Source organism: Metabacillus litoralis (assembly GCF_003667825.1).
Classification (GTDB): Bacteria; Bacillota; Bacilli; order Bacillales; family Bacillaceae; genus Metabacillus; species Metabacillus litoralis_B.
Genome location: NZ_CP033043.1, coordinates 3,163,045 through 3,187,018 on the forward strand (window position 1 = coordinate 3,163,045; position 23,974 = coordinate 3,187,018).

A 23,974-nucleotide genomic window follows, 5' to 3' on the forward strand; every position below is an offset into this window, starting at 1 on the left:
ATGGCGAAAGCAACCTATTCGTTGCCTTCTTTCACGCCCTTTTCCATAGCCTTCCAAGCTAGTGTCGCACATTTTATACGAGCAGGGAATTTTGCTACTCCCTGTAATGCTTCAATATCACCTAAGTCGATATCATCATCATATTCTTTTCCTAACATCATATTCGAAAAGATTTCTGATAGCTTTAATGCTTCTTCTAATTTTTTACCTTTAATCGCCTGAGTCATCATCGATGCAGAAGACATTGAAATCGAGCAGCCTTCTCCTTCAAATTTTGCATCCTTAACAACATCATCTTGTACATCAAGTGTTAAACGGATACGATCTCCACAAGTTGGATTATTCATATCAATTGTAAGACTGTTGTCAAGGATCCCTTTATTTCTCGGGTTTTTATAATGATCCATAATAACCTGACGATAAAGAGTATCAAGATTTACATGATTAGACATTACTGAAGTACTCCTTTGTCTTTTTAATACCTGCAACAAGCTTATCAACTTCTTGTTCCGTGTTGTACAGGTAAAAACTAGCTCTTGCTGTTGCGGAAACCTTCAGCCATTTCATTAAAGGCTGCGCACAATGATGACCTGCACGAACAGCAATTCCCTCAGCATCTAAAACTGTTGCAACATCATGTGGATGCACATCTTCTATATTAAATGTTACTAACCCAGTACGTTTCTCTGGACTAGGACCGTATATAGTTAAACCATCAACTTGACTAAGCTGTTCATAAGCATATTTAGTTAGCTTACGATCATGGGATTCTATGTTGTCTAGACCGACCTTCTCCAAGAAATCAATTGCCTCGCCAAGACCAATTGCCCCAGCAATGATAGGAGTTCCAGCTTCAAATTTCCACGGAAGCTCCTTCCATGTTGACTCGTGTAATCCTACAAAGTCAATCATTTCACCACCGAATTCAACAGGTTCCATCTTCTCAAGGAGTGCTTTCTTACCGTATAACACACCGATACCTGTTGGGCCACACATTTTGTGAGCCGAGAATGCAAAGAAATCACAATCTAAATCTCGGACATCTACTATCATATGTGGAGCACTTTGACAACCATCTACAACCATCACAGCTCCATGCTTATGAGCAACCTCTGTGATTTCTTTTATCGGATTAATCGTTCCAAGTACGTTTGATACATGCATGACTGATACAATTTTCGTATTTGGTGTGATTGTTTCTTCAACATCCTTCAAGTCGATTGTACCATCTTCTTGTAATGGAATATATTTTAAAGTGGCACCAGTTATTTTCGCTACCTGTTGCCAAGGAATCACATTCGCATGATGCTCCATATAAGTGATGACAATTTCATCACCTTCTTTTACATTTGTAAGCCCATAGCTCTGAGCAACAATATTTAAAGCAGTAGTAGCACCTCTAGTAAAGATGATTTCCTGGATCGATTTTGCTCCAATAAATCTCCTTACCTTCTCACGAGCTCCTTCATAACCGTCAGTTGCTCTTGTACCCAATGTGTGTACACCACGGTGAACATTAGAATTATATTCTTTGTAATATGTGGAAAGAGCATCTATAACGGATAGTGGTTTCTGAGAAGTTGCACCACTATCCAAGTAAACGAGGTCTTTCCCGTTTACTTGTTGGTCCAAAATCGGAAAGTGCTGACGAATATCAGAGATATTCATTATTTAACTTTCCTTTCAATAACCTCAACTAACTGCTTTTTAACACCTTCAATAGGTAGTTCTTTAACAACAGGTGCTAAGAAGCCATGGATAACAAGACGCTCAGCTTCTACTTTAGGAATACCGCGGCTCATTAAATAATATAATTGAATTGGATCAACACGTCCAACAGAAGCAGCGTGACCTGCCGTTACATCATCTTCATCAATTAATAGAATTGGGTTTGCATCACCACGTGCTTTTTCACTCAACATAAGAACACGAGATTCTTGTTCTGCGTTTGACTTTGAAGCACCGTGCTCGATTTTACCAATACCATTGAAAATAGAAGATGCACTATCCTTCATAACTCCATGTTTTAAGATATACCCTTCTGAGTGTTTACCAAAGTGTACAACCTTCGTTGTGAAGTTTTGCTTTTGCTCTCCACGACCTACTACAACTGTTTTTGTATCTCCAAATGAGCCGTCGCCCATTAAGTTTGTAACATTTTCAGAAATTGTATTGCCATCATTCATTAAACCTAATGCCCATTCAATACGTGAGTCACGACCAGCAACCCCACGGCGGTTTACATAAGTTGTTACTCCTTCTGCAAGAGTATCAACTGCACCGTATGTTACACGAGCATTTGTATTAGCAAATACTTCTGAGATGATGTTAAACACACCCTCTACATTTTGAACAGTAGAAATATAGTTTTCTACATAAGTTACTGAGCTATTATCATCAGCTACAACAATTACGTGGTTGAATAATGTTGTATTAGGGTTGTCATGAACAAATACTGACTGAATTGGTTCTGCTACTTCTACATTTTTTGGGACATAAACAAATACCCCACCGTTATGAAGAGCTGCATGTAAAGCAGTTAAGCGGTGCTCGTCAACCTTCACCCCGTCCGTCATAAAGTATTTTTGTAGCAAGTCAGAATGCTCTTTTGCTGCAGTATGGATATCTGTTAGGATAACACCTTTATCTTTTAATTCAGAAGATAATGAAGTATATGCAGCTGTATTGTTAACTTGAACATATAAGTTTTTAGTTGTAGACTCAAGGTCAATTAATGATTTCACATCTTCATGTAAGTCATTTAATGAGTCTAATTTTGCACTCTCAACAGTATGTTCTTTAAAATTTGTAAAATTCCATTTATCGATTTTTGTTTTATCCGGTTTAGGCATAGGAAGATCCTCTAGCTTGGCAAAAGCTTGTAAGCGAAGATCTGTAAGCCAATCCGGCTCACCAAGCTGTTTTGAATAGCTTGAGACATAATCCTGATTGATCGTTAATGTTTCCATCGTCTTAGTCCCCCTTACTATTATGCTTCTTGCCCAACAGTTTCGTCTTCAATACCTAATTCTTGTTTAATCCAGTCATAGCCTTCTGCTTCTAAACGTTGAGCTAGCTCAGGGCCACCTGATTTAACAACACGTCCTTGCATCATTACATGTACTTTATCTGGAGTGATGTAGTTTAATAAACGTTGGTAGTGAGTAATCATTAAGCAACCGAACTCTTCACTACGCATTTTGTTGATTCCTTTTGCAACAATTTTTAATGCATCAATATCTAGACCAGAGTCAATTTCATCTAGAATAGCAATTTTTGGTTCAATCATCATTAATTGAAGGATTTCATTACGTTTTTTCTCTCCGCCGGAGAAACCTTCATTTAAATAACGTTGTGCCATATCTTGATCCATTTCAAGCTCATCCATGTTTGCATCCATTTTACGAATGAATTTCATTAAAGAGATTTCATCACCTTCTTCTCTGCGGGCGTTAATAGAAGAACGTAAGAAATCCGCGTTTGTTACCCCACTGATTTCACTTGGATATTGCATAGCTAAAAATAGACCTGCACGAGCACGCTCGTCTACTTCCATTTCTAATACATCTTCCCCATCTAATGTAATGCTACCTTGTGTTACCTCATACTTTGGGTGCCCCATGATTGCTGAAGATAAAGTAGATTTACCTGTCCCGTTTGGCCCCATGATTGCATGGAACTCTCCGCCTTTTATTTCAAGATTTACACCTTTTAGAATTTCTTTCCCATCAATTTCTACGTGTAAATCCTTAATGATTAATGTAGAGCCTGCCATAATGATACCTCCAATAATATATAAAGTTTACTAATTCTCATTTTATTCTCATTCTAATATTATAACAAATGAAAAGTGAACACAACCTTTAAGGAATAGAGTCGAATTTTGACATTAAAATATCTATCCTAACTTTGATAAATTCACATTAAAAAATTTATGTAAATAGAGAAATTAGACAGTTTCTACTATATAACACATTGCTCTGTGAATCTACCTTGAGACCCTAGTTTATTTTTCACCTTTTAAGAAAAAACATTCTCTTTGTGATGAAGGAAATTAGAGGGTTAAGTATGGGAATTTGGAGTAAACACGCCTTTTCCTACCTAATGTCTTTCCATTAAAAAAGAAGAACCAGTTATTCTGGTTCTTCCATCTATAGGCTTTACTTTTTCATTTTTCTTTCAACATCAGCATAAATCAACTGACTTTTACGATAATCTTCTTCACGGCTCTTTTCAACATCCATACGTTTATTATGCTTACTAGCATATTCAGCGTACCCTATACCATGAGAATGATGCATTGCCTTTTCCATTTCAGTTGTGTAATTGAGGTCAATTGACTCTTGATTCGAGTGAATAATGAATCAATCCTTTCAGCTTTAATTTACATATAAAGCTTATCAAGAATATTCAAACAACTCAAAGTTCGTAAGATAATCTCACAAACCGTAATATTTGAAATTGATTCATTCTGTAAAAATAACCAACTATTTTTGTAATTTCCCTCAAAAATACTCTATATTACTCGATTTATTGTTTTAGTTGGTTTAACTCTGTTATACATTCTTGAACTAATGTAACAGCTTGGCTCATTGCTGCTCCACCACCAAATGCAGCTGTAACACCAACAGTTTCTAAAATTTCTTCTTCACTAGCACCGTTGTCCAAGCATCCTTTTGCATGGTAGATAATGCAGTATTCATCTTGGGTATTCACTGCAATTCCTAATGCAATTAAATGTTTTTCTTTTTTTGATAGTGTCCCTTCAGCAAAACAAGCTTCAGTAAAAGCATTATAATGGCGTGCAATCTCCGGCATCTTTTGTGTGAAAGTACCTAATCCACTTTTATATTCATGTAAAGCAGCTTCCGTAGAATTTCTAGGTTCATGATATTCCATTTTCAATAACAACTCCATTCATAACTTAATCAATCAGTAATAGTATGTATTTTTCAAACCATTGTATACAAACTTGGTGACTGAAGAATCCAATAAAAAAAGAGACCTGTGTTTACAGATCTCTTAAAAGATTTCTTAAATTAGTCATTTACAGGCAGTACTGAACCTGGGTATTTTGTATTAATAAAATCCTTAATTTCTTGAGATTTTAATACTTCTACAAGAGTCTTAATCTCTTCCTTGTCTTTATCCTCACTACGAACAACAATGATGTTTGCATAAGGGTTATTTTCACCAGCTTCTAGAGCTACAGCATCTTCTGCTGGATTTAATCCTGCTGCAAGTGCGTAGTTACCATTGATAATAACTGCATCACCTTCGTTATTTTCATAAGCACTTGCCAACATTTCTGGTGCAACACTATCATCAATTTCTAGGTTTTTAGCATTTTCAACGATATCATCTTTTGTTGCATTAATTTTATCAACACCTGGATTTAATTTAATTAGACCTTTTTCTTCAAGTAGTGCTAACACGCGTCCCATTTCTGCAACGTTGTTACTCATGATAATTTTTGCACCTTCAGGTAACTCTTCAAGTGTTTTGTATTCTTTTGAGTAAATACCAAAAGGCTCAATATGAATTGCTCCAACATTTGCAAGATCAAAATCATTTTCTTTAATTGCATTGTCTAAATATGGAACATGCTGGAAATAGTTTGCATCCAGGTCACCTTCAGCAAGCGCTGGGTTAATTAATGGATAATCTGAAAACTCTTCGATGTCTAATTCAATACCTTTGTCTGCTAACAGTGGTTTTGCTTCTTCTAAAATTTCTGCATGAGGAACAGTTGTCGCTCCAACTTTTAGTACTTTCGTTTCTTGCTCAGTCCCTGTGTTTTCTTCTTGAGTTGTTTCATTTTCGCCTCCGCCACATGCAACAAGTAGAATAGCGAAAATTGTTAATACTAGTGATAAAAGATATTTTTTCATCATTTTTTCCTCCTAACGTTTATCGATAGCTTTAACTAATATATCTCCAATAAATTGGATAATAAACACAATAATTAAGATAAAAATGGTTGCTACAATGGTTACTTCAAAATTATTACGCTGGAATCCTTCTCGATAAGCAAGGTCACCAAGACCTCCAGCACCTACTACTCCGGCCATAGCTGTATAACCAACCAATGCGATTGCAGTAACTGTAATCCCTGAAACCAAAGCTGGTAAAGATTCCGGTAATAGTACTCTCAACATAATTGTCGACGTTTTTGCTCCCATCGATTTAGCTGCTTCAATAACACCTTTGTCAACTTCCCTTAAAGCAAGCTCAACCATCCTTGCGTAAAATGGAGCGGATCCAATAATTAGTGCGGGTAAAGCAGCATTTTCTCCCAGAATTGACCCAACTACAACTTTAGTGAAGGGTAAGAGTAAAATAACAAGGATAATAAACGGAATTGACCGAAATATATTTACGATTCCAGATAAAATTGTATTAAGTATACTGTTACCCCAGATATTGCCTTTTGAAGTTAAGAATAAAAGTAAACCAAGTATAATTCCTAAGAAAAAAGTGACGACAACCGAAACTCCTGTCATGTAAGTTGTTTCATAAGTTGCCTCCCATACTTTTTCCCATTTTACATTTGGAAGAAACTGATTAAGCATTCGCCAGCACCTCCACTTCTACTTGTTGTTCTCCAATATAAGCAACTGCACGGTTAATTTCATCAAGATCTCCATCTATATGCAAAAATAATGAACCATAAGAGCCATTTTGCGTTTGTGAAATTTTACCTTGTACAATATTCACTTCAATATTAAATTTCCTAATAATATTGCTAATCAATGGTCTTTCTGTACCTTCACCAACAAATGTTAGCTGAAGTACTTTTCCAGAACGATAATTTTCTAGTAGTAGGTCAATTGCTTCCTTCGTATCATCCGGCTCTGAGATTTGTTTAACGAACGTTTTTGTTATAGGTTTCTGAGGGTTTCTGAAAACATCCAATACATTTCCTTGTTCAACCACTTCACCATTTTCCATAACAGCTACTCGATGACAAATTTTACGAATGACATGCATTTCATGTGTAATTAATACGATTGTTAAGCCTAGTCGTTTATTAATATCAACAAGCAGGTCTAGAATTGAATCTGTTGTTTGGGGATCAAGTGCTGATGTAGCTTCATCACATAATAAAACCTTGGGATTATTCGCTAACGCTCTGGCAATCCCAACACGTTGTTTTTGACCACCACTAAGTTGAGAAGGGTATGCATTCTCTCTTCCTTCCAGTCCAACCAGCTTAATAAGCTCATCAACACGTTTAAGTCGTTTCGCTTTACTTACTCCTGCAATTTCTAAAGGAAATGCAATATTCTCTCTCACTGTTCTTGACCACAATAAGTTAAAGTGTTGAAAGATCATGCTTATTTCTAAGCGTGCTTTACGCAACTTTGTACCAGAAATTGAGCCAATCTGACTACCTGCCACAACGACTTCCCCACTAGTTGGTTTTTCTAGTCCATTTAACAAACGGATCAATGAACTTTTTCCGGCTCCACTATATCCTATAACTCCGAATATTTCACCTTTTTTAATTTCAAGGTTTACATTGTTAACAGCTTGAACAGAGCCGCTCTTTGTTTTATAAACTTTATTAACATTTGATAATGTTATCATTTTGTCACCTTCTTCCTTTATTCCTTTACTATTTTCTACCGTTCATTTTTTTACATATAAAAAACCTTCCTGCAAAATGAGCAGAAAGGCGCTTGAATACCTTTCTCTCATCTCTCAAAGCATCTGCTTTGTGTGAATTGGCACCATTTCAGAATGAACTGATGGTTGCCGGGCTTCATCGGGCACTTCCCTCCACCTCTCTTGATAAGAGTTAAATATTTGATTGTCTTTTTAAGTACGATTGTGATTGTATCATGTGTTGAAAATCAATGTCAATTATTTATTTTCTTAAAATAGCTTACTTTTTTCACTGTGATTTTACATTTCAAATATGAAAAGGGTTGCATTTATCTGCAACCCTTTTCAATATTATACAATAAATAATATTATTAGAATATTTCATTAATTAAGAATTTACTTTCTCCATTCCTTTTACACCTGTTGCTTCAAAAATAGCTTGATCTAAATCTTCTATTAAATCCTCTATATGTTCAATTCCTACTGATAAGCGGATCAAATCTTCTGTTACACCAGATTTCTTTAAATCTTCAACGCCTAGTTGTTGATGAGTTGTACTCGCAGGATGAATGATTAAGCTTTTCGCATCTCCAACATTTGCTACATGTGACCAAAGTTCAACGTTGTTAATAAGAGCTGCACCAGCCTCTCTTCCGCCCTTGATACCGAATACTACTACAGAACCAGCACCCTTAGGTAAGTATTTAGCAGCTAAGTCCTTCGCAGGGTGTTGGCTATTTTCAGGGTATAGAACCCACTCAACAGCTGGGTGACTTTCTAAATATTGCACCATTTTCCTTGCATTTGATACATGTTCCTTCATACGGACATGAAGGGTTTCTAGACCAAGATTAAATTGAAAGGCATTGTATGGGCTAATAGCTGGGCCTAAATCTCTTAATAACTGAACTCTCGCTTTAATAATATACGCTTGTTCTCCTAATGCTTCAGCATAAACTAAATCATGATAGCTAGGATCAGGAGTTGTAAACCCAGGGAATTTTGGACTATTCCAGTCAAATTTACCTCCATCTACAATGACTCCACCAAGAGTTGTACCATTCCCAAGCAACCATTTTGTTGCAGAATGAACAACAATGTCGGCACCATGATCGATAGGTCTGCATAGATACGGTGTGGCAAATGTGTTATCCACAATCAATGGAATTCCAGCTTCATGAGCAATTTCAGCAACTGCCTCGATATCAAGAACATCTAAGCTTGGATTTCCAATTGTCTCTGCAAAAATAGCTTTTGTTTTCGGAGTAATAGCAGATCGGAAATTTTCCGGATTCTTTGGATCAACAAAAACCGTATTGATTCCGTACTTTGGTAATGTGTTAGCAAATAAGTTATATGTACCTCCATATAATGTAGAGGCTGATACGATTTCATCACCAGAACCAGCTAGGTTTAAAACTGACAATGTAATCGCTGCCATTCCACTTGCTACAGCTAAACTTCCGATTCCACCTTCCAGTTCAGCAATTCTTTCTTCAAAGACAGATGAAGTTGGATTATGAATTCTTGTATAAATATATCCAGGCTCCTTTAATCCAAATAAATTTGCCGCATGCTCGGTATTTTCAAATAAATAAGCATTTGATTGATAAATTGGAACAGCTCTTGCACCTGTCATTGAATCTTTCTTTAACCCTCCATGAATGGTTACAGTTTCTGGGCGATAAAGTTTCTCTTTCATCTTCTTCCTCCTATTATACATTCTTAATGTCTACTAATAGGTGTGATAACAAGATGTAGTATTCTTTCCTAGACTACTTTAATGGTAATAGAAGTTGTGTTTGAAGTATATAAGAATTTTTAAGTTTAGATTAATTTAATTAAAGCCTCTAGCCTAAGAAAATCTCGATATGAGCCTTTTATTGATAATTTCCCAAACGATATAAGTTGCTTTAAACTTATCGGATGAAGAAAAACCTCTTCTAAGTCTGATTCTTCTCCTTCTATAACAAAATCAACATGAACTGGTTGAATCGATAATAGTTTTGATTCACTTGATGAAAGTTCTAAAAAATGACTCCCTTTATCTGTTGAACGAAATTCTACAATTAATTTTCGTTTTAAAAGAATGGGTGTTATTAAATTTCCTTTATTCAAGCTTGAGACAAAAGTTGTTAAAAACATAAAAAGAATCCTCCCGATCTCAACAAGGTTATGTTTATATAACTTCATTGAAGGTCGAAAGAATCCTCTATAAATAACTCGACAGTTTCTGCTTTTCTTTCGTAAAATCAGTCTATTTCCCGAGAAATATGTCAAATTAGCAGGCATATTGTTTGATTAAGTCAAAAAGATGTGTGACAGATTGGAAAGCATATACTTTTTCTTTCATTTCACCGTTCTCAGTAATAATTAGGCAAGGTACACTCTCAATTCCTAATCGTTTCGCATCTTCAGGATAATAATTTAGATTTACGGAGTAAATGTCCAAAGTGGGGATCATTTCATCAACGACCGTTAACATTTTCTTCGCTACTTGACATGTCCCACACATTGGTGTGTAAAGGTACGTAATTTGAATACCCTTTTTAGGAAGGGTGAGCTCCTTTTCTTTCCATTCAATCATAAAACTAACTCCATATCCCTTCTAAAGGAATTTTGCGTTTACATCTATATTTGCACTTAGCAAAACAGATGCTACATGGTGATCCGGTGCTGTTGCAACTTCACGATATGCCCGATCAATGTATAGATGAGAGGCTTCAGGAAATTCTCGTTTAAATAATTTTCTCAATCGTTCACCAGCATCATCTGAATCAACTAATATATAAACTTCCTTTAAGAATAATTCATCAATTAGCTCATCCATTTTTGTTATGCTAATTGTTCCATTTGTACAGATTATTTCTATTGGTTCAGTTACTACATTTAAAACCTTTTTCTTATCTGATTTTCCTTCAACAATTAATACTTTTTCAACCTCAACTAACGACATAGCCATCACCTATTTTTAATGTAAGTAAAAGTCTTTATATATAACCTATTCGATTTGTCGAGGTTGTTTCCCTTTATTTTATGTTTTTTCTAAATAGCTGTTATCTTTGTTGTTAATTGCGGTTACTCGTAAGACTGGTCCGTTCCATTGCGCTCCACTATCGTTTTAAAAAATAGTGTTCAAAAACAAAATCATTACGAAACAACTTAAATTAAAAATCACAAATTCAGCTACTTAGAAAAGCATGATAAGAAACGACCTGTTTAATTGCAAAAGAGCAGTGGAGATTCCACTGCTGCTTTATTAACACCAACCATTTTCATAGTCACAATCGACGTATTTTTGGTCTGGTCCTGTTACAACATCTGCAACTTGGTAAAAGCGGTTATTATTGAATTCATATCCCGCTTTTAAGTCATAATTATTTTCTGAGACCATTTGGCCAATTCTTTCTTTTTCCAGATAAAGATTTAATTGCCCATCTCCAAATTTTCCTACAACTCGATCAGTAATATCTAATTGTTGTTTTTGAATTGTCATATGGACACCCTCCTTTATCTACTTATAGAATGTCCATAATTCACGATATCATGCTTATTAGTCTTGATTTGTCATTTCCTCATATTGCTCAGCTGTCATTAACTTTTCAATGTCAGCAGGGTTTGCAGGTTCAATGACGATCATCCATGCTTTTTCGTAAGGTGAATCATTAACGAATTCTGGACTATCATCAAGATTTTCATTAATTTCTACAACTTTCCCACTGATTGGTGCATATAATTCAGATACTGTTTTTACTGACTCAACGCTTCCAAATGGCTCGTCCGCTTGAAGTTCATCACCAATTTCTGGTAATTCAACAAATACGATATCCCCAAGCTCTGATTGTGCAAAATCAGTGATACCGATACGCACCTTATCTCCTTCTACTTTTACCCACTCATGTTCTTCTGAATAACGCAGTTCTTTAGGTGTGTTCATGTCTTCATACCTCCAGGAATATTTACAAATTTCAGCTTAATCATCTTTGTTTTAACAGTTTTCCGTTAACTATGCAATAACTATCTTCTATTTATTCCAAGTTTCGCCAAATTGCTCTTCTTTAAAGCCAACTGTAGCATGTTCATTACCAACTGTAAGAGGACGTTTAATAAGCATTCCTTCACTTGCTAAGAGTTGAAGCATTTCATCCTCTGACATTGATGCAAGTTTATCTTTAAGCCCAAGTTCACGATATTTTTGTCCACTTGTATTAAAGAATTTTTTAAGCTCTAGTCCACTTTTTTTGTAAATGCTTTCTAGCTCTTCTTTATTTGGTGGGTTTTCAACGATATGTATTTCATTAAATTCTACATTATGATCTTCAAGCCATTTTTTAGCCTTACGACACGTCCCACATTTAGGATACCAGTAAAAATTCAGTGCCAAGTTTTTCACCTCTTTGCTCCTAATAATCAAACTTTCCAATTAAGGAATATTTTTCTCTATCTTATCATATATCATCATTCCCGCCTAATTAGAAATAATTAAATTTCAAGGCTCAAATTTAACTTTTATCTTATTTGGTTGAGAATTAGAAGGCACTGAACATTGCTCTTTATTGATTGAAAACAGGTTGAAGGAGGCAATGATATCATTGCCTCCTGAAAATTAAGCTAGATATGCATTTTTATCGATAATTGCTGCTGCAATCTCTCTTTTCTTGCCAATTACATTAATTGGAGTGTGACGTGTAAATTTACGTAATGCTGACATCATCATTCGTAGAGAATCACCTGACTCAACCGCAATTAATGATTCTTTTGCATGTGCTTCAATTTCATTGAAGGCTTCTTGGCAATATACTTGTGTATAAAGAAGCTTTTGTTTGTTTTTCTCTTCACCGTTCTTAGCCATTGCTTTTTCAGTACGTAAAATCGCTGACTCCATCGCATATACATTGCTTACAATATCAGCAATATTTACAAGAACCTCTTGCTCTTTTTGTAATTCTTTTCCGTACTTTTGTGCTGCTAAACCAGCAATTAAAATGCCGATTTTCTTTGCATTTTTTAATAAGTACTTTTCTTGTTCTAGTGTCCCTTCTCCGACCTCTTCAGGCATAAGCATCATCAGCTCTTCTTGTAAACTTTGCGCTTTTTGGAATAAAGGTAGTTCACCTTTCATAGCTTTTCGTAAATAGGTTCCTGGTACTAGTAGACGGTTGATCTCATTTGTTCCTTCAAAAATACGGTTAATACGAGAATCGCGATAAACACGCTCAACTTCATATTCTGCCATGAATCCATAACCACCGTGAATTTGAACAGCCTCATCTACGACATAGTCTAGTGTTTCAGAACCAAATACTTTATTTAATGAACATTCAATAGCATACTCAGCAATAGATTCTGCGACTTCTTTTCCGTTTTTAATTTCCTCATCAGTTAACCTACTCATACGGTCTTCGAATAGGCCAACGGTGCGATAAACTGAACTTTCCATCGCATATGTTTTCGCTGCCATATTTGCAAGTTTTTCCTGAATAAGAGAGAAGCTTGAAATTGGTGTTTTGAACTGTTGACGCTGGTTCGCATATTGAACAGCTACATCTATTAAGCGCTTTGCTCCACCAATTGTTCCAACTGCTAGCTTATAACGACCAATGTTCAAGATATTAAAGGCAATCACATGTCCTTTACCTAACTCACCTAATAAGTTCTCTTTTGGCACTAGAGCATCTTCCAGGATAACTGTTCTTGTTGAAGATCCTTTTATTCCCATTTTCTTTTCTTCAGGACCTGTTGAAACACCTGGAAAATCTCTCTCTACAATGAATGCTGAGAAATGTTCACCATCTACCTTTGCATAAACAACAATAACATCTGCAAAACCGGAGTTTGTGATCCATTGTTTTTCACCGTTTAACACATAGTGAGTGCCTTCTGCATTAAGTCTAGCTGTTGTTTTAGCACCAAGTGCGTCTGACCCTGAGCTTGGCTCTGTTAATGCATAAGCTGCAAGTGTTTCACCAGAAGCAAGCCCTGGTAAGTACTTTTTCTTTTGTTCTTCATTACCAAATAACACGATTGGTAATGAACCAATTCCTACGTGAGCACCAAAAGATAAAGAGAAACTTCCAGCTCTTGAAATCTTTTCAGTAATTAAAGCAGAGCTGATTTTATCTAATCCAAATCCGCCATACTCCTCAGGTACATCTGCCCCTAATAAACCAAGTTCCCCCGCTTGCTTTAAAAGCTTAACAGATTTATCAAATTCATGATTTTCAATATCTTCAAGATGTGGAAGCACTTCATTAACCGCAAAATCCTCCGTTGTTTTTGCAATCATTTTGTGTTCATCTGTAAAATCCTCAGGAGTAAAAACTCGATCATATGAAACATCTTCAATTAAAAAGCTTCCACCTTTAATCACTGCATCTGTTGCTTTTGACATGAAAATTCCCCCATTAACATTTATTTGAATAACTGCTATTTAGAAAGTAGAACTTGAAACAATCGTTTTTTTCGATTGCTCATCTGTTGTCGTTAATACTTACAATAATTCAAATACCCCTGCAGCACCCATTCCGCCACCAATACACATTGTTACGACACCAAATTGTTCATTTCTTCTTTTCATTTCATGGATTAATGAAAGAGTTAACTTTGCACCAGAACATCCAAGTGGATGACCAAGTGCAATTGCTCCACCGTTTACATTCACTTTATCTTCGTCAAGTCCTAGCTCTCTAATAACTTGAATGGATTGAGAAGCAAATGCTTCATTTAATTCAAATAAGCCAATATCTGAAAGCTCCAAGCCTGCGTATTTTAAAGCTAAAGGTACAGCAGCAACTGGACCAATTCCCATAATTTCAGGAGGAACTCCGGCAACAGCAAATGACCTAAACTTCACCAATGGTTGGTAGCCAAGAGATTGAGCTTTTTCCCGATCCATCAGCATAACAGCTGCAGCTCCGTCACTTGTTTGTGAAGAATTACCTGCTGTGACAGACCCTTTTACTGAAAATGCCGGCTTTAATGTAGCAAGTACTTCTGAAGTTGTGTTTGCTCGAACACCCTCATCCTGATTGAACGTAACAACCTTTTCATGTAATTTATGATCAGGTCCAACTGTTCTTACTGGTACATCTACAGAAACAATTTCATCATCAAATTTTCCTTCTTTAATTGCATTTGCCGCTCTTTGATGACTTCTTACTGCAAAAGCGTCCTGCTCTTCACGTGTGATACCATATTTTTTGGCAACAGCTTCAGCAGTGTGTCCCATGCCCATATAATATTCTGGAGCTTCTTCAGCTAGCTTTGCATTTGGCCTGACAACATGCCCCATCATTGGAACAAGGCTCATAGATTCAGCTCCACCTGCAATGGTTGTTTCTGAATGACCTAGCATAATTTTTTCAGCCCCATAGGCGATACTTTGTAACCCGGACGAGCAATAGCGATTTATTGTGATCGCAGGAACTGTATAAGGGAGACCGGCTAAAGCCCCAATGTTTCTTGCCATATTTAATCCCTGCTCTGCTTCGGGCATTGCACAGCCTATAATGAGATCATCAATATTCCCGTCATAATCCCCTGCTCTTTTTAATGTTTCCTTTACAGCTAATGCTCCCAAATCATCAGGTCGCATGTTTGCTAACGTACCTTTTTTCGCTCTTCCTACAGGTGTTCTGGCACCTGCCACAATAACTGCTTCTCTCATTCTACTAACCTCCCTTTCTTACAGTATTAGTTTCTAAGTGGTTTGCCTTTTAAAAGCATATGCTGCATACGTTGCTGTGACTTCCCTTCAGCTACTAAGCTTAAAAATGCTTGTTTTTCTAAATCCAGCAAATATTGCTCATCTACTTCTGTACCGAATGGAACCTTACCTCCTGCGATAACATAGGCAAGTTTCTTTGCGATTTTTAAATCATGATCTGAAATATATCCGGAAAGATGCATGGATTGGGCACCGAGTAAAAGAGTCGCATAGCCCGTTTCTCCCACTACAGGTACTTTGTTGCGGACAGGTGGTTGATATCCGTTATCGTAAAGCTCAATGACTCTTTGTTTTGCATCGTATAATAAGTGATCACTATTCACACTGATGTTGTCACGATTGTTTAGGAACTGATTTTTTCTTGCCTCTGCTGCAGAAGTCGATACTTTTGCCATGGCAATTGTTTCAAAGACTTTGTTAGCAACTGATTGTAAATCAAAGTCTGCTCCCTTAGGCATGTTGCTTAATTGCTTTATATAAAGCTCTTTGTTTCCGCCACCGCCTGGAATCAGTCCTACCCCAACTTCTACTAATCCCATATATGTTTCACTTGATGCTTGAATGCTACTTGCCGGTAAGCATATCTCCGCTCCACCACCTAATGTCATCCCAAACGGTGCAGCAACCACTGGTTTTTTGCTATATTTTATCTTCATCATTGCCTGTTGAAATTGATGAACAACCATTTCGATTTCAAAAATATTATCATCCTGTGCTTCCATTAAAATCATTCCTAAATTTGCTCCAACACAGAAGTTTTTACCTTGATTTCCAATAACAAGTCCTTTGTAGTTCTTTTCAACTTCATCAACTGCAAAATTAATCATTTGGATAATATCTAACCCAATTGCATTGCTTTGTGAGTGAAACTCAAGCAACGCAACATCATTATCTAAATCAATAAAGCTTGCACCACTATTTTTCTTAATAACACCATTTATTTGTTTATGTGTCTTTAAATTAATCACTTTAGGGTTTTGTCTTACTTGTCGATACTCACCATTGTTATAGAAGAAAAGAACCCCATTTTCTTCTCTGTAGAATGTTCCAAAGCCCTTTCCAAGCATTTCTTTTACCCAACTTGGTACTTGAACACCTTGCTGCTCCATTAATTCAACTGATTTTTCTACACCAATTGCATCCCACAGCTCAAACGGACCAGCCTCCCAGCCAAATCCCCATTTCATTGCTTGGTCAATTGCGACAATATCATCAGCAATTTCACCTAGTAGCTGGGCAGAATAAACTAGTGTTGGTACGGTGATGCTTCTTAACAATGCACCCGCTCGATCATCGCTATAAATAAGCGCTTTCAATTTATTTGGTAAGCCTTTAGCCTGCTTTGCAAGTTCTACAGATGCTGCCTGCAATCTCTTTTTCTCTTCATATTCAAATGTTTCAGGGTTTAATTCTAGAATTGTTTTTCCTTCTTTTTTATAAAATCCTTGACCGCTTTTACTGCCAAGCCATTTATTATCAAGCATTTTTTCTAAAAAGCCGGGAAGTTCAAATACTGCTTTTTCTTGTCCATCCACTTGCTCATGTACATTTTTCGCCACGTGTGCAAATGTGTCCAAACCTACTACATCAAGTGTTCGGAAAGTAGCACTTTTTGGTCTACCGATAATTGGTCCGGTAATAGAATCAACCTCACCGACACTATAACCGCCTTTTAACATTTCTTGGACTGTTACTAGTAAGCCATATGTTCCAATTCGGTTTGCAATAAAGTTAGGCGTGTCCTTTGCTACTACAACACCTTTTCCTAACACATCTTCACCAAATGTTTTCATAAACGATAAAACAGCCTTGTCAGTATCTTTTGTTGGAATGATTTCCAATAGCTTTAAATATCTCGGTGGGTTAAAGAAATGGGTGCCTAAAAAATGCTTTCTAAAGTCATCTGAACGACCTTCAGCCATTGCTTCTACTGAAATACCTGATGTATTTGAACTAATAATACTTCCTTGTTTTCTATGTTCATCAACCTGCGCAAACACTTGTTGTTTGACAGCTAAATTTTCAACAACAACTTCAATAATCCAATCAGCCTCTGACAATTGATTCATATCATCCTCAAAGTTACCGACCTTAATGAGTTCGAGGTTGCTCTTCACCGTAAGTGGTGCCGGCTTTTGTTTTAAAAGTTTTTGAACAGCTGTTGATGCGATACGATTACGTACAGCTTTATCTTGTAATGTTAAACCTTTTTTTACCTCATCGTCATTTACCTCACGAGGCACGATATCTAATAGTAAGACAGGGATGCCGATATTTGCTAAGTGTGCTGCAATTCCTGAGCCCATCACTCCTGAACCTAACACAGCAGCTCTCTTAATTCGCTGGACCATTACATTTCCCCCTTATTTGAATGAATACTCATTCATTTTTCTCCCAAAAAAAATGAACCTTACGAATGAGCTCCTTTAATAATAATATAAAAGATTTTAAAAATTTGTTCAATAGATTTATCATATTTTTTACTAAATAATAAAATTCATCTTAGGAAAACCTAATTTAGCAGGGGGTGATACTTCATGGCACGTTTAAAAAAATCTCCATCAAAAGCAGGTGTTAGTGCTGCAAGTGTAAAAGGGAATGCTGGTCCTAATAACGAAAAGGCCAGTGGCGGTAAGCGCACTAGTCAAAATCAACAATACAAACAGCATAATATGGGCAGTGACAATATGTAAAAGTGTAAGTCTAAGGGGTCTGACATAGGTTGCAGGCCCCTTCTTAGTTTTCCAGTGGCTATTTCGCTTAGCGTTTAAAAATCCCCTTCAAAACAAACGCTACATTAGCAGGCCTTTCTGCCATTCTTCTCATAAAATATCCATACCAATCTGTCCCAAACGGTACATAGACACGCATTCGATATCCTTCTTTCACTAGATCTAATTGCTTTTCAGGTCTAATACCATACAGCATTTGAAACTCAAATTGATCCTTTGGTATCTTGTGTTGATCTACAAGCTCTTTTGTATAGTCAATCATAGTATCATCATGAGTTGCTACTGCTGTGTAATGTCCATTAAGTAGATGCATTTTAATAATTTTTTTAAAGTTCTCATCAACATCCTTTTTATCTGGAAAAGCAACATCTGATGATTCTTTGTAGGCACCCTTCACCAGCCTTAAGTTCGCCTCATAGCGACTTAATTCCTCAACATCCTGAACAGTGCGGTATAAATATGCTTGAACAACTGTCCCTACATGTTTATAATCCTTTTTCAATGTCTTAAAAATTTCGAGCGTTTTTTCACATCTTGAATGATCTTCCATATCAATTGTTACAAATACATCATACTTTTCAGCTGCTGTTAATATACGGCGCATATTCTTTAAAACTACTTCATCAGATATATCTAAACCCATAGAAGTAAGTTTAATTGAAATTTGTGATTTCAGCTGACTGGTTCCTATAGCTTCAATTGCTTTAATACAATGATCAGCTGTTTCTCTTGCTTCCTGCTCATCCTCAATAAATTCACCCAGGTAATCTAATGTCACATCAAGGCCTTTATGATTAAGATCCTGAATTACACCTTTTGCCAAATCAATTGTGTCACCAGCTACGAATCTTCCTGCTCCAAATCTTAGTCCATATTTTTTTGCAAGTTTAGTCAACGTCTTATTCTTGGATAAAAACATAAAAGAGTTTCGTAATAATTGTTCCACTTGAAAACCCTCCTTTTGCGTTCTTATTCCATATTCAGTCCATTTTTTAGTCAATTAGCCGAATGTAACCGCATTCATTATATAAGAATTAGTGGAATACAAGTTATTTGCAAAATGACATATTGATTTATGTCTTATCAGATCTGTATTCCTCTTATCAATAGTATATGTTTTGAAGTTAAAATCGGTTAAGGATCTCTTTTCCGATTGCATAATACACTATTGGAGTGGAACGATAAAAGGGTATGAAATTGTAAGGAGGGTTATTGATGCAGCAGCAAAATATGCAACAGCAGCAACAGCAATCAATGATGATGCAGCCACCTAATGTAATCACATCCAAAGACCAGCTCTACCTAACAGATATGCTTTCGTGGAATCTTTTAGCTATGAAAAAAGCCCACTTTTTTGCATCTCAATGTCAAAATCAAGAAGTTAAAAATCAATTCGAACAAGTTGGTCAAATGCACAATCAGCATTATCAAAAAATCTTATCACATTTACAATCTCAGCAGCCTTCATCAGGTGCTCAACTTCAGTAGGAGGTCAGGTAAGTATGGATCGTAAAATTAGCAATGCAGAAACACAAGTGCAGGAAGGACCTATGATGAACGATCGTGATTTTGCAAATGATTTATTATCAACCGAAAAATATTTAACTTCTTCTTATTCAACTGCACTTAACGAAGCAAGTCATCAAGCACTATACCAGGATCTTTCTACAATATTTAATGAAACACAGCAGGCTCAAAGAGATCTCTATAATCTAATGTTTAAAAATGGATGGTATTCCCTAGAAGCCGCTGATACACAGAAACTTCAACAAGCATATCAAAAGTTTTCAACAACCATTCAGCAGCAATCTCCATATGGAAATACTCAATAATCTACAAAAGAAAAAAGCTCACTTCATAGGAGAAGATGAGCTTTTAATCCTTCTTTTTTATTTGACGAAACTGTTCATTTAGGTCCTTGATTTCTCCAATAATACTTTTTAAATCTTCTTTAGCTTCTGGATAGGTCGAGTTCCAATGTTTAGCTAGCGGTGGCATTGACTTGGAAATATGGGTGTACAATGCCCACATCTTTACTTTTTCTTTTAATTCATCAGATGATTCACCTAATAATAATTCTGTATATTTTTCAAGCAGCCCTTCAAACTGATCTTTTAATTGTTGCTCCATTGAACGTCACCTCCTCACTGAGTCATTGGTTGTTTACATTCAATTGGACATGTTTGACAGCGATCTCCGTTTTTTGAAGTAAAGTAAAATAAACAACAGGTGGAACGTTTTCTCACATTGTTTTTCTTTTCATGAAAATACATTGTTAGAGGATTTTTATTTGTTAGACCAAAAGCTTCAGCAGGCGCATGTAATATGACATATGAAAAGTCTTCCTTTACCTTTGACTTCATTTCATCTGAGATACCTTCATCCTCGAGTAAAGATTCGTACATCCAGAAAATGTAGATCGCAATATTTTCCCAAAGTATGGACTTTGACACTTTCGAAGCTTTGGATACGTTAGAAAGAATCATCGTAATATTTTCTTTGAATAAGGCTGTGATAACAGTTTCCCTCCAACTGTCTCGATCAGGATCTGGAGTTGTTACGACCAAGTCATTAAAGTAAAAGCTTGGTAACCAAATTGGATCATCATCATCTGTTTGAAGTGACAGGTTGTTAATGCTACTGTTTATTCCTTTATCGTAGCTGGTCATGCAATATAATACAAGTGCTGCCAAAAAGGCATATCTTTTTACTAACATAGACCCGATGACAGAGTGTTTATTTGTATTAAGCTTGTTTTGTAGTATCTCATCATAAAGAGCTGCTAGTTGTTTTTGTTGAAGTAATTCAATACCCTCAATGATTGAACCATTTGTTTTTCTCTCTAGTATAAGTCGGTATTTCGTTAATGATTCTAGTTCTTCTTTTGTTAATTCAGCCATTTAATACCCCAACTTCTTTTATAATACATCTTCCTCTTCCATGAGGTATGCAAAGAGGTGTTCCAAAAATAGGATCTACTGTAACTTCACAATTCATTTGAAATACATTTTGTACTAAACTGCAGGTAATTACTTCTTCAGGCTTTCCTTGTGCATAAACTTTTTTATCCTTTAACGCTACAAGATTATGGGCATAGCGACAAGCTAAATTTAAGTCATGAAGAACCATAACAATCGTACGATTTTCACGTTCATTTAATTCAAATAAAAGATCTAATATTTCGATCTGATGTGTCATATCTAAATAGGTTGTAGGTTCATCTAGCAGAATAATATCTGTTTGTTGCGCAAGAGTCATGGCAATCCATGCACGTTGTCGTTGCCCACCGGATAAAGAATCGACTGGTCTTTCCGCTAAATCCTCTAACCCTGTTGCTTTTAAGGCATTTGAAACAGCGTCTTCATCCTCCTTCGACCATTGCTTTAACCAGCTTTGATGTGGATATCTACCTTGTTTTACAAGCTGCAGTACGGTTAATCCTTCAGGTGCAATTGGACCTTGCGGAAGGATTGCCAATTGTTTTGCTACCTCTTTTGTAGGAAGTTTTGCAATAGAATTACCCTCAAGTAAAACTGAACCGTTTCTTGGTTTTAGCAGCCTTGCAATAGAACGCAGTAATGTTGATTTCCCACAACCGTTACTACCAATAAATACCGTAATTTCACCTTTGGGAATTTTCACATCTAACTCATTAATGATAATTGTATCTCCATAAGAAAGAGTGAGCGCATTTGTTTCAATTGCATCCATATAAATCGCTCCTTTTGTATGGCAAATCTAGTTTTTTTCACATGGCTTTAGCCAGAAATCTTACGCTTATGAGTTTCTTGTTTTATATAGTAAGTAAATAAAATATGGTGCACCAATTGCTGCAGTAAACACACCTGCTGGAACCTCTAAAGGAGAAAATAACGTTCTTCCAATTAAATCTGCTAACATAACAAGTATTGCACCAAGCAATGCAGAGACAGGCAATAAAGCGCCAAAGGAAGAGCCTACCATTCTCCTTGCCATATGAGGAGCCATTAAGCCAACAAACCCTATTACACCTGCAAAGGCTACCGATGCCCCTGTTAAGGCAGTCCCCAGTAATAAAAGAAAAAATCGGTTCCTTTGTACCAAGCTTCCCACACCTGTCGCCAGTTCATCACCGAGCTCTTGAATGTTCACATTTCGAACTGAAATCAAGCTAATTATTAATAAGATAAGAACAACAGGAAGTAATATGCGAACCTGTTCCCATGTTGCACCATACACTGTCCCTGTAATCCATACATTTGCTTGTGATGCTTGATATATTGGGCCCTTCACCATAAAAAGTGTAGTTAAAGACTGTGCTAGCATGGATAGCCCGATCCCAATAAGAACGAGTCGTACAGAAGAAGATCCATTCTTCCAAGAAAGGAAGTAAACAAGTATGCCTACGATGGTTGCCCCAATAAAGGCTGCAACAGGCATCCACTTAACACTTACAATCAATGAGTTGTTTCTATCGCTAAAAAGCATCAGGAAGCAAACAACACCAACTGCTCCTCCACCTGTTATTCCAATAATATCTGGTGATGCTAATGGATTACGTATTAAACCCTGTAGTATCGCACCTGCTACTGCTAAGCTTATTCCAACTAATAAAGCAATAATAATACGAGGCAATCGAAATGAATAAATAAATAGTTCATCCATCTCTGTACCGAATCCAAACAAGGTTTTCAAAACATTAATAGGGGTAATAAAAACCTCTCCAATGCCTGTACTTAACATAAAAATTAAACATGTAATACCTAACAAAATACACGATATAAAAAATGCCCTTTTATCTATTAAAAAGGAGAGAAAGCCTGCTCCTAACCTTAATTTATAATATTTTTTCACTTTCCGAACCCCCTACGTGCAATATAAATAAAAAAGGGAGTTCCGATAAACGCTGTCATAACTCCTACTGGCACCTCTTCAGGCATAACAATATATCTTGCAAGAATATCTGCAAACACAAGGAGTGATCCTCCTAAAAAGGTACTAAAAGGGAGAATCCAGCGATAATCATTACCAACTAAAAATCGGGCGAAATGAGGAATAACAATTCCGATAAAAGCAATCGGTCCAGCAACAGCAACAGCTCCTCCCCCTAAAACAATAACAAGTAATGCTCCTATAAGCTTTACTACTCCTGTTCGCTGTCCTAATCCTTTTGCAACATCTTCCCCCATTGTTAACACATTTATTTTTTGTGAAAGAATCATACTTAATATAATGGCAGGTAAAACATAAGGAAGTACCATATACAATCCTTCCAACTTTCTACCTTGAATAGAGCCAGCTAACCAAAATAACACTTGATCAAGGGCCGCTTCGTTAACAACTAATAATCCTTGTGTAAGAGAAGAAAACAGTGCTGCCATTGCTGCACCTGCTAATGTTAACTTCATTGGAGTTAGCCCTTCCCTACCAAATGACCCGATAAAATAAACAATAAAAGCTGAAAAGGCTGCACCTGCAAAGGCAATCCAAATATAAGCCTGATATGAGTTAACATAAAACACTGAAACTGCTACAACAATAAAGAATCCTGCACCGGCATTTATTCCGAATACACTAGGAGATGCTAAAGGATTTTTTGTTAAGGCTTGCATAATAGCACCGGCTAGTGCAAGACTTGCTCCGACCACAGCCCCTATTAATGCTCGAGGTAATCGAACATCATACACAATAATATGTTCATTTGTACCATTAAAGTTAGTAAAAGCCTCATAGACCGTTTTTAAGCTTGTATCTGTGTACCCAAATACAAGACTCCCACACATTAAAAAAATAAGTAACATGAATCCTAAAACTAAACCAACTGATTTTTGATAAGAAGATTTTAATAACATAGCTGCTCCTATAGTCTTACTTTTATTTCATAACAATCTTATCAAAAATTAATGATTTTGAATATCATTTTCAATTA

The 23,974-nt window shown here is 36.3% G+C and carries 28 protein-coding genes and 1 riboswitch; of the genes, 3 read left to right on the forward strand and 25 right to left on the reverse strand.

Going from position 1 to position 23,974, the window contains the following annotated elements; all coding sequences use genetic code 11:
- Positions 1-14: 14 nt before the first annotated feature.
- From sufU to D9842_RS15885, 19 genes are all read right to left on the reverse strand, one after another.
- The gene (sufU, locus tag D9842_RS15800; RefSeq protein WP_121663332.1) at positions 15-452 is read right to left on the reverse strand and encodes a Fe-S cluster assembly sulfur transfer protein SufU; all 438 of its coding nucleotides are present in this window, start codon (positions 450-452) and stop codon (positions 15-17) included.
- Positions 445-1,668 (reverse strand): cysteine desulfurase, encoded by a 1,224-nt coding sequence (locus D9842_RS15805; protein ID WP_121663333.1) that lies wholly within the window; start codon positions 1,666-1,668, stop codon positions 445-447. The genes sufU and D9842_RS15805 overlap by 8 nt, the downstream gene beginning before the upstream one ends.
- Positions 1,668-2,969: a Fe-S cluster assembly protein SufD gene (sufD, locus tag D9842_RS15810; protein ID WP_098796443.1), complete on the reverse strand. Its 1,302-nt coding sequence runs from the start codon at positions 2,967-2,969 to the stop codon at positions 1,668-1,670. The genes D9842_RS15805 and sufD overlap by 1 nt, the downstream gene beginning before the upstream one ends.
- Before the next feature lie 20 nt (positions 2,970-2,989).
- Entirely contained in the window at positions 2,990-3,775 is a 786-nt protein-coding gene (sufC, locus tag D9842_RS15815; RefSeq protein ID WP_098796442.1) for a Fe-S cluster assembly ATPase SufC, read from the reverse strand.
- Positions 3,776-4,160: 385 nt separating this feature from the next.
- A complete protein-coding gene (locus D9842_RS25970; protein WP_162987249.1) occupies positions 4,161-4,301 on the reverse strand; it encodes a YuzK family famiily protein in 141 nt (46 codons plus the stop codon).
- Positions 4,302-4,530: 229 nt separating this feature from the next.
- Positions 4,531-4,899, reverse strand: coding sequence for a carboxymuconolactone decarboxylase family protein (locus tag D9842_RS15820; RefSeq protein WP_098796441.1), 369 nt, complete (start codon positions 4,897-4,899; stop codon positions 4,531-4,533).
- A 140-nt stretch (positions 4,900-5,039) separates the two neighbouring features.
- Positions 5,040-5,891, reverse strand: coding sequence for a MetQ/NlpA family ABC transporter substrate-binding protein (locus tag D9842_RS15825; RefSeq protein ID WP_121663334.1), 852 nt, complete (start codon positions 5,889-5,891; stop codon positions 5,040-5,042).
- A 12-nt stretch (positions 5,892-5,903) separates the two neighbouring features.
- Positions 5,904-6,572, reverse strand: coding sequence for a methionine ABC transporter permease (locus tag D9842_RS15830; RefSeq protein WP_098796439.1), 669 nt, complete (start codon positions 6,570-6,572; stop codon positions 5,904-5,906).
- Positions 6,565-7,590: a methionine ABC transporter ATP-binding protein gene (locus tag D9842_RS15835; protein ID WP_098796456.1), complete on the reverse strand. Its 1,026-nt coding sequence runs from the start codon at positions 7,588-7,590 to the stop codon at positions 6,565-6,567. Before D9842_RS15835 ends, D9842_RS15830 begins: the two co-directional genes overlap by 8 nt.
- Positions 7,591-7,694: 104 nt before the next feature.
- A riboswitch (SAM riboswitch) is annotated at positions 7,695-7,801 on the reverse strand.
- Positions 7,802-7,996: 195 nt separating this feature from the next.
- Entirely contained in the window at positions 7,997-9,310 is a 1,314-nt protein-coding gene (locus tag D9842_RS15840; RefSeq protein WP_098796438.1) for an O-acetylhomoserine aminocarboxypropyltransferase/cysteine synthase family protein, read from the reverse strand.
- 125 nt (positions 9,311-9,435) lie between these two features.
- A complete protein-coding gene (locus D9842_RS15845; protein WP_098796437.1) occupies positions 9,436-9,753 on the reverse strand; it encodes an SCP2 sterol-binding domain-containing protein in 318 nt (105 codons plus the stop codon).
- A gap of 136 nt (positions 9,754-9,889) precedes the next feature.
- Positions 9,890-10,195: a thioredoxin family protein gene (locus tag D9842_RS15850; RefSeq protein WP_098796436.1), complete on the reverse strand. Its 306-nt coding sequence runs from the start codon at positions 10,193-10,195 to the stop codon at positions 9,890-9,892.
- Positions 10,196-10,216: 21 nt separating this feature from the next.
- Positions 10,217-10,564, reverse strand: a complete 348-nt coding sequence (locus D9842_RS15855; protein WP_098796435.1) for a toprim domain-containing protein — start codon at positions 10,562-10,564, stop codon at positions 10,217-10,219.
- Positions 10,565-10,867: 303 nt separating this feature from the next.
- Positions 10,868-11,104, reverse strand: a complete 237-nt coding sequence (locus D9842_RS15860; RefSeq protein ID WP_098796434.1) for a YusG family protein — start codon at positions 11,102-11,104, stop codon at positions 10,868-10,870.
- Positions 11,105-11,161: 57 nt separating this feature from the next.
- Positions 11,162-11,545, reverse strand: a complete 384-nt coding sequence (gcvH, locus tag D9842_RS15865; RefSeq protein WP_098796433.1) for a glycine cleavage system protein GcvH — start codon at positions 11,543-11,545, stop codon at positions 11,162-11,164.
- An 87-nt stretch (positions 11,546-11,632) separates the two neighbouring features.
- The gene (locus tag D9842_RS15870; protein ID WP_098796432.1) at positions 11,633-11,992 is read right to left on the reverse strand and encodes an arsenate reductase family protein; all 360 of its coding nucleotides are present in this window, start codon (positions 11,990-11,992) and stop codon (positions 11,633-11,635) included.
- 222 nt (positions 11,993-12,214) lie between these two features.
- Positions 12,215-13,999, reverse strand: coding sequence for an acyl-CoA dehydrogenase family protein (locus D9842_RS15875; protein WP_121663335.1), 1,785 nt, complete (start codon positions 13,997-13,999; stop codon positions 12,215-12,217).
- A gap of 99 nt (positions 14,000-14,098) precedes the next feature.
- Positions 14,099-15,274 carry an acetyl-CoA C-acetyltransferase gene (locus tag D9842_RS15880; protein ID WP_121663336.1) on the reverse strand — a complete coding sequence of 392 codons (1,176 nt, stop codon included), beginning with the start codon at positions 15,272-15,274 and terminating at the stop codon, positions 14,099-14,101.
- Positions 15,275-15,300: 26 nt separating this feature from the next.
- Positions 15,301-17,685 carry a 3-hydroxyacyl-CoA dehydrogenase/enoyl-CoA hydratase family protein gene (locus tag D9842_RS15885; RefSeq protein ID WP_121663337.1) on the reverse strand — a complete coding sequence of 795 codons (2,385 nt, stop codon included), beginning with the start codon at positions 17,683-17,685 and terminating at the stop codon, positions 15,301-15,303.
- Between the two features lie 186 nt (positions 17,686-17,871).
- Here D9842_RS15885 and D9842_RS15890 point away from each other — a divergent pair, with 186 nt between their 5' ends.
- Positions 17,872-18,027 (forward strand): YuzL family protein, encoded by a 156-nt coding sequence (locus tag D9842_RS15890; RefSeq protein ID WP_121663338.1) that lies wholly within the window; start codon positions 17,872-17,874, stop codon positions 18,025-18,027.
- A gap of 67 nt (positions 18,028-18,094) precedes the next feature.
- Here D9842_RS15890 and D9842_RS15895 read toward each other — a convergent pair whose 3' ends face one another.
- Entirely contained in the window at positions 18,095-19,012 is a 918-nt protein-coding gene (locus tag D9842_RS15895) for a proline dehydrogenase family protein (protein ID WP_121663339.1), read from the reverse strand.
- Between the two features lie 269 nt (positions 19,013-19,281).
- Here D9842_RS15895 and D9842_RS15900 point away from each other — a divergent pair, with 269 nt between their 5' ends.
- Both D9842_RS15900 and D9842_RS15905 read left to right on the forward strand, forming a co-directional pair.
- On the forward strand, positions 19,282-19,554 hold the full coding sequence (locus D9842_RS15900) for a hypothetical protein (RefSeq protein ID WP_098796426.1): 273 nt from the start codon (positions 19,282-19,284) through the stop codon (positions 19,552-19,554).
- Between the two features lie 14 nt (positions 19,555-19,568).
- Positions 19,569-19,898 (forward strand): spore coat protein, encoded by a 330-nt coding sequence (locus D9842_RS15905; RefSeq protein WP_098796425.1) that lies wholly within the window; start codon positions 19,569-19,571, stop codon positions 19,896-19,898.
- A 43-nt stretch (positions 19,899-19,941) separates the two neighbouring features.
- Here D9842_RS15905 and D9842_RS15910 read toward each other — a convergent pair whose 3' ends face one another.
- From D9842_RS15910 to D9842_RS15930, 5 genes are read right to left on the reverse strand one after another with little or no spacing between them, the layout of a single operon-like run.
- Positions 19,942-20,196, reverse strand: a complete 255-nt coding sequence (locus D9842_RS15910; protein ID WP_098796424.1) for a YusU family protein — start codon at positions 20,194-20,196, stop codon at positions 19,942-19,944.
- Positions 20,197-20,210: 14 nt separating this feature from the next.
- Positions 20,211-20,966: an IucA/IucC family C-terminal-domain containing protein gene (locus D9842_RS15915; protein ID WP_098796423.1), complete on the reverse strand. Its 756-nt coding sequence runs from the start codon at positions 20,964-20,966 to the stop codon at positions 20,211-20,213.
- On the reverse strand, positions 20,959-21,783 hold the full coding sequence (locus D9842_RS15920; protein ID WP_098796422.1) for an ABC transporter ATP-binding protein: 825 nt from the start codon (positions 21,781-21,783) through the stop codon (positions 20,959-20,961). Before D9842_RS15920 ends, D9842_RS15915 begins: the two co-directional genes overlap by 8 nt.
- Positions 21,784-21,843: 60 nt before the next feature.
- A complete protein-coding gene (locus D9842_RS15925; protein WP_098796421.1) occupies positions 21,844-22,899 on the reverse strand; it encodes a FecCD family ABC transporter permease in 1,056 nt (351 codons plus the stop codon).
- A complete protein-coding gene (locus D9842_RS15930; protein WP_121663340.1) occupies positions 22,896-23,897 on the reverse strand; it encodes a FecCD family ABC transporter permease in 1,002 nt (333 codons plus the stop codon). The genes D9842_RS15925 and D9842_RS15930 overlap by 4 nt, the downstream gene beginning before the upstream one ends.
- Positions 23,898-23,974: the final 77 nt, after the last annotated feature.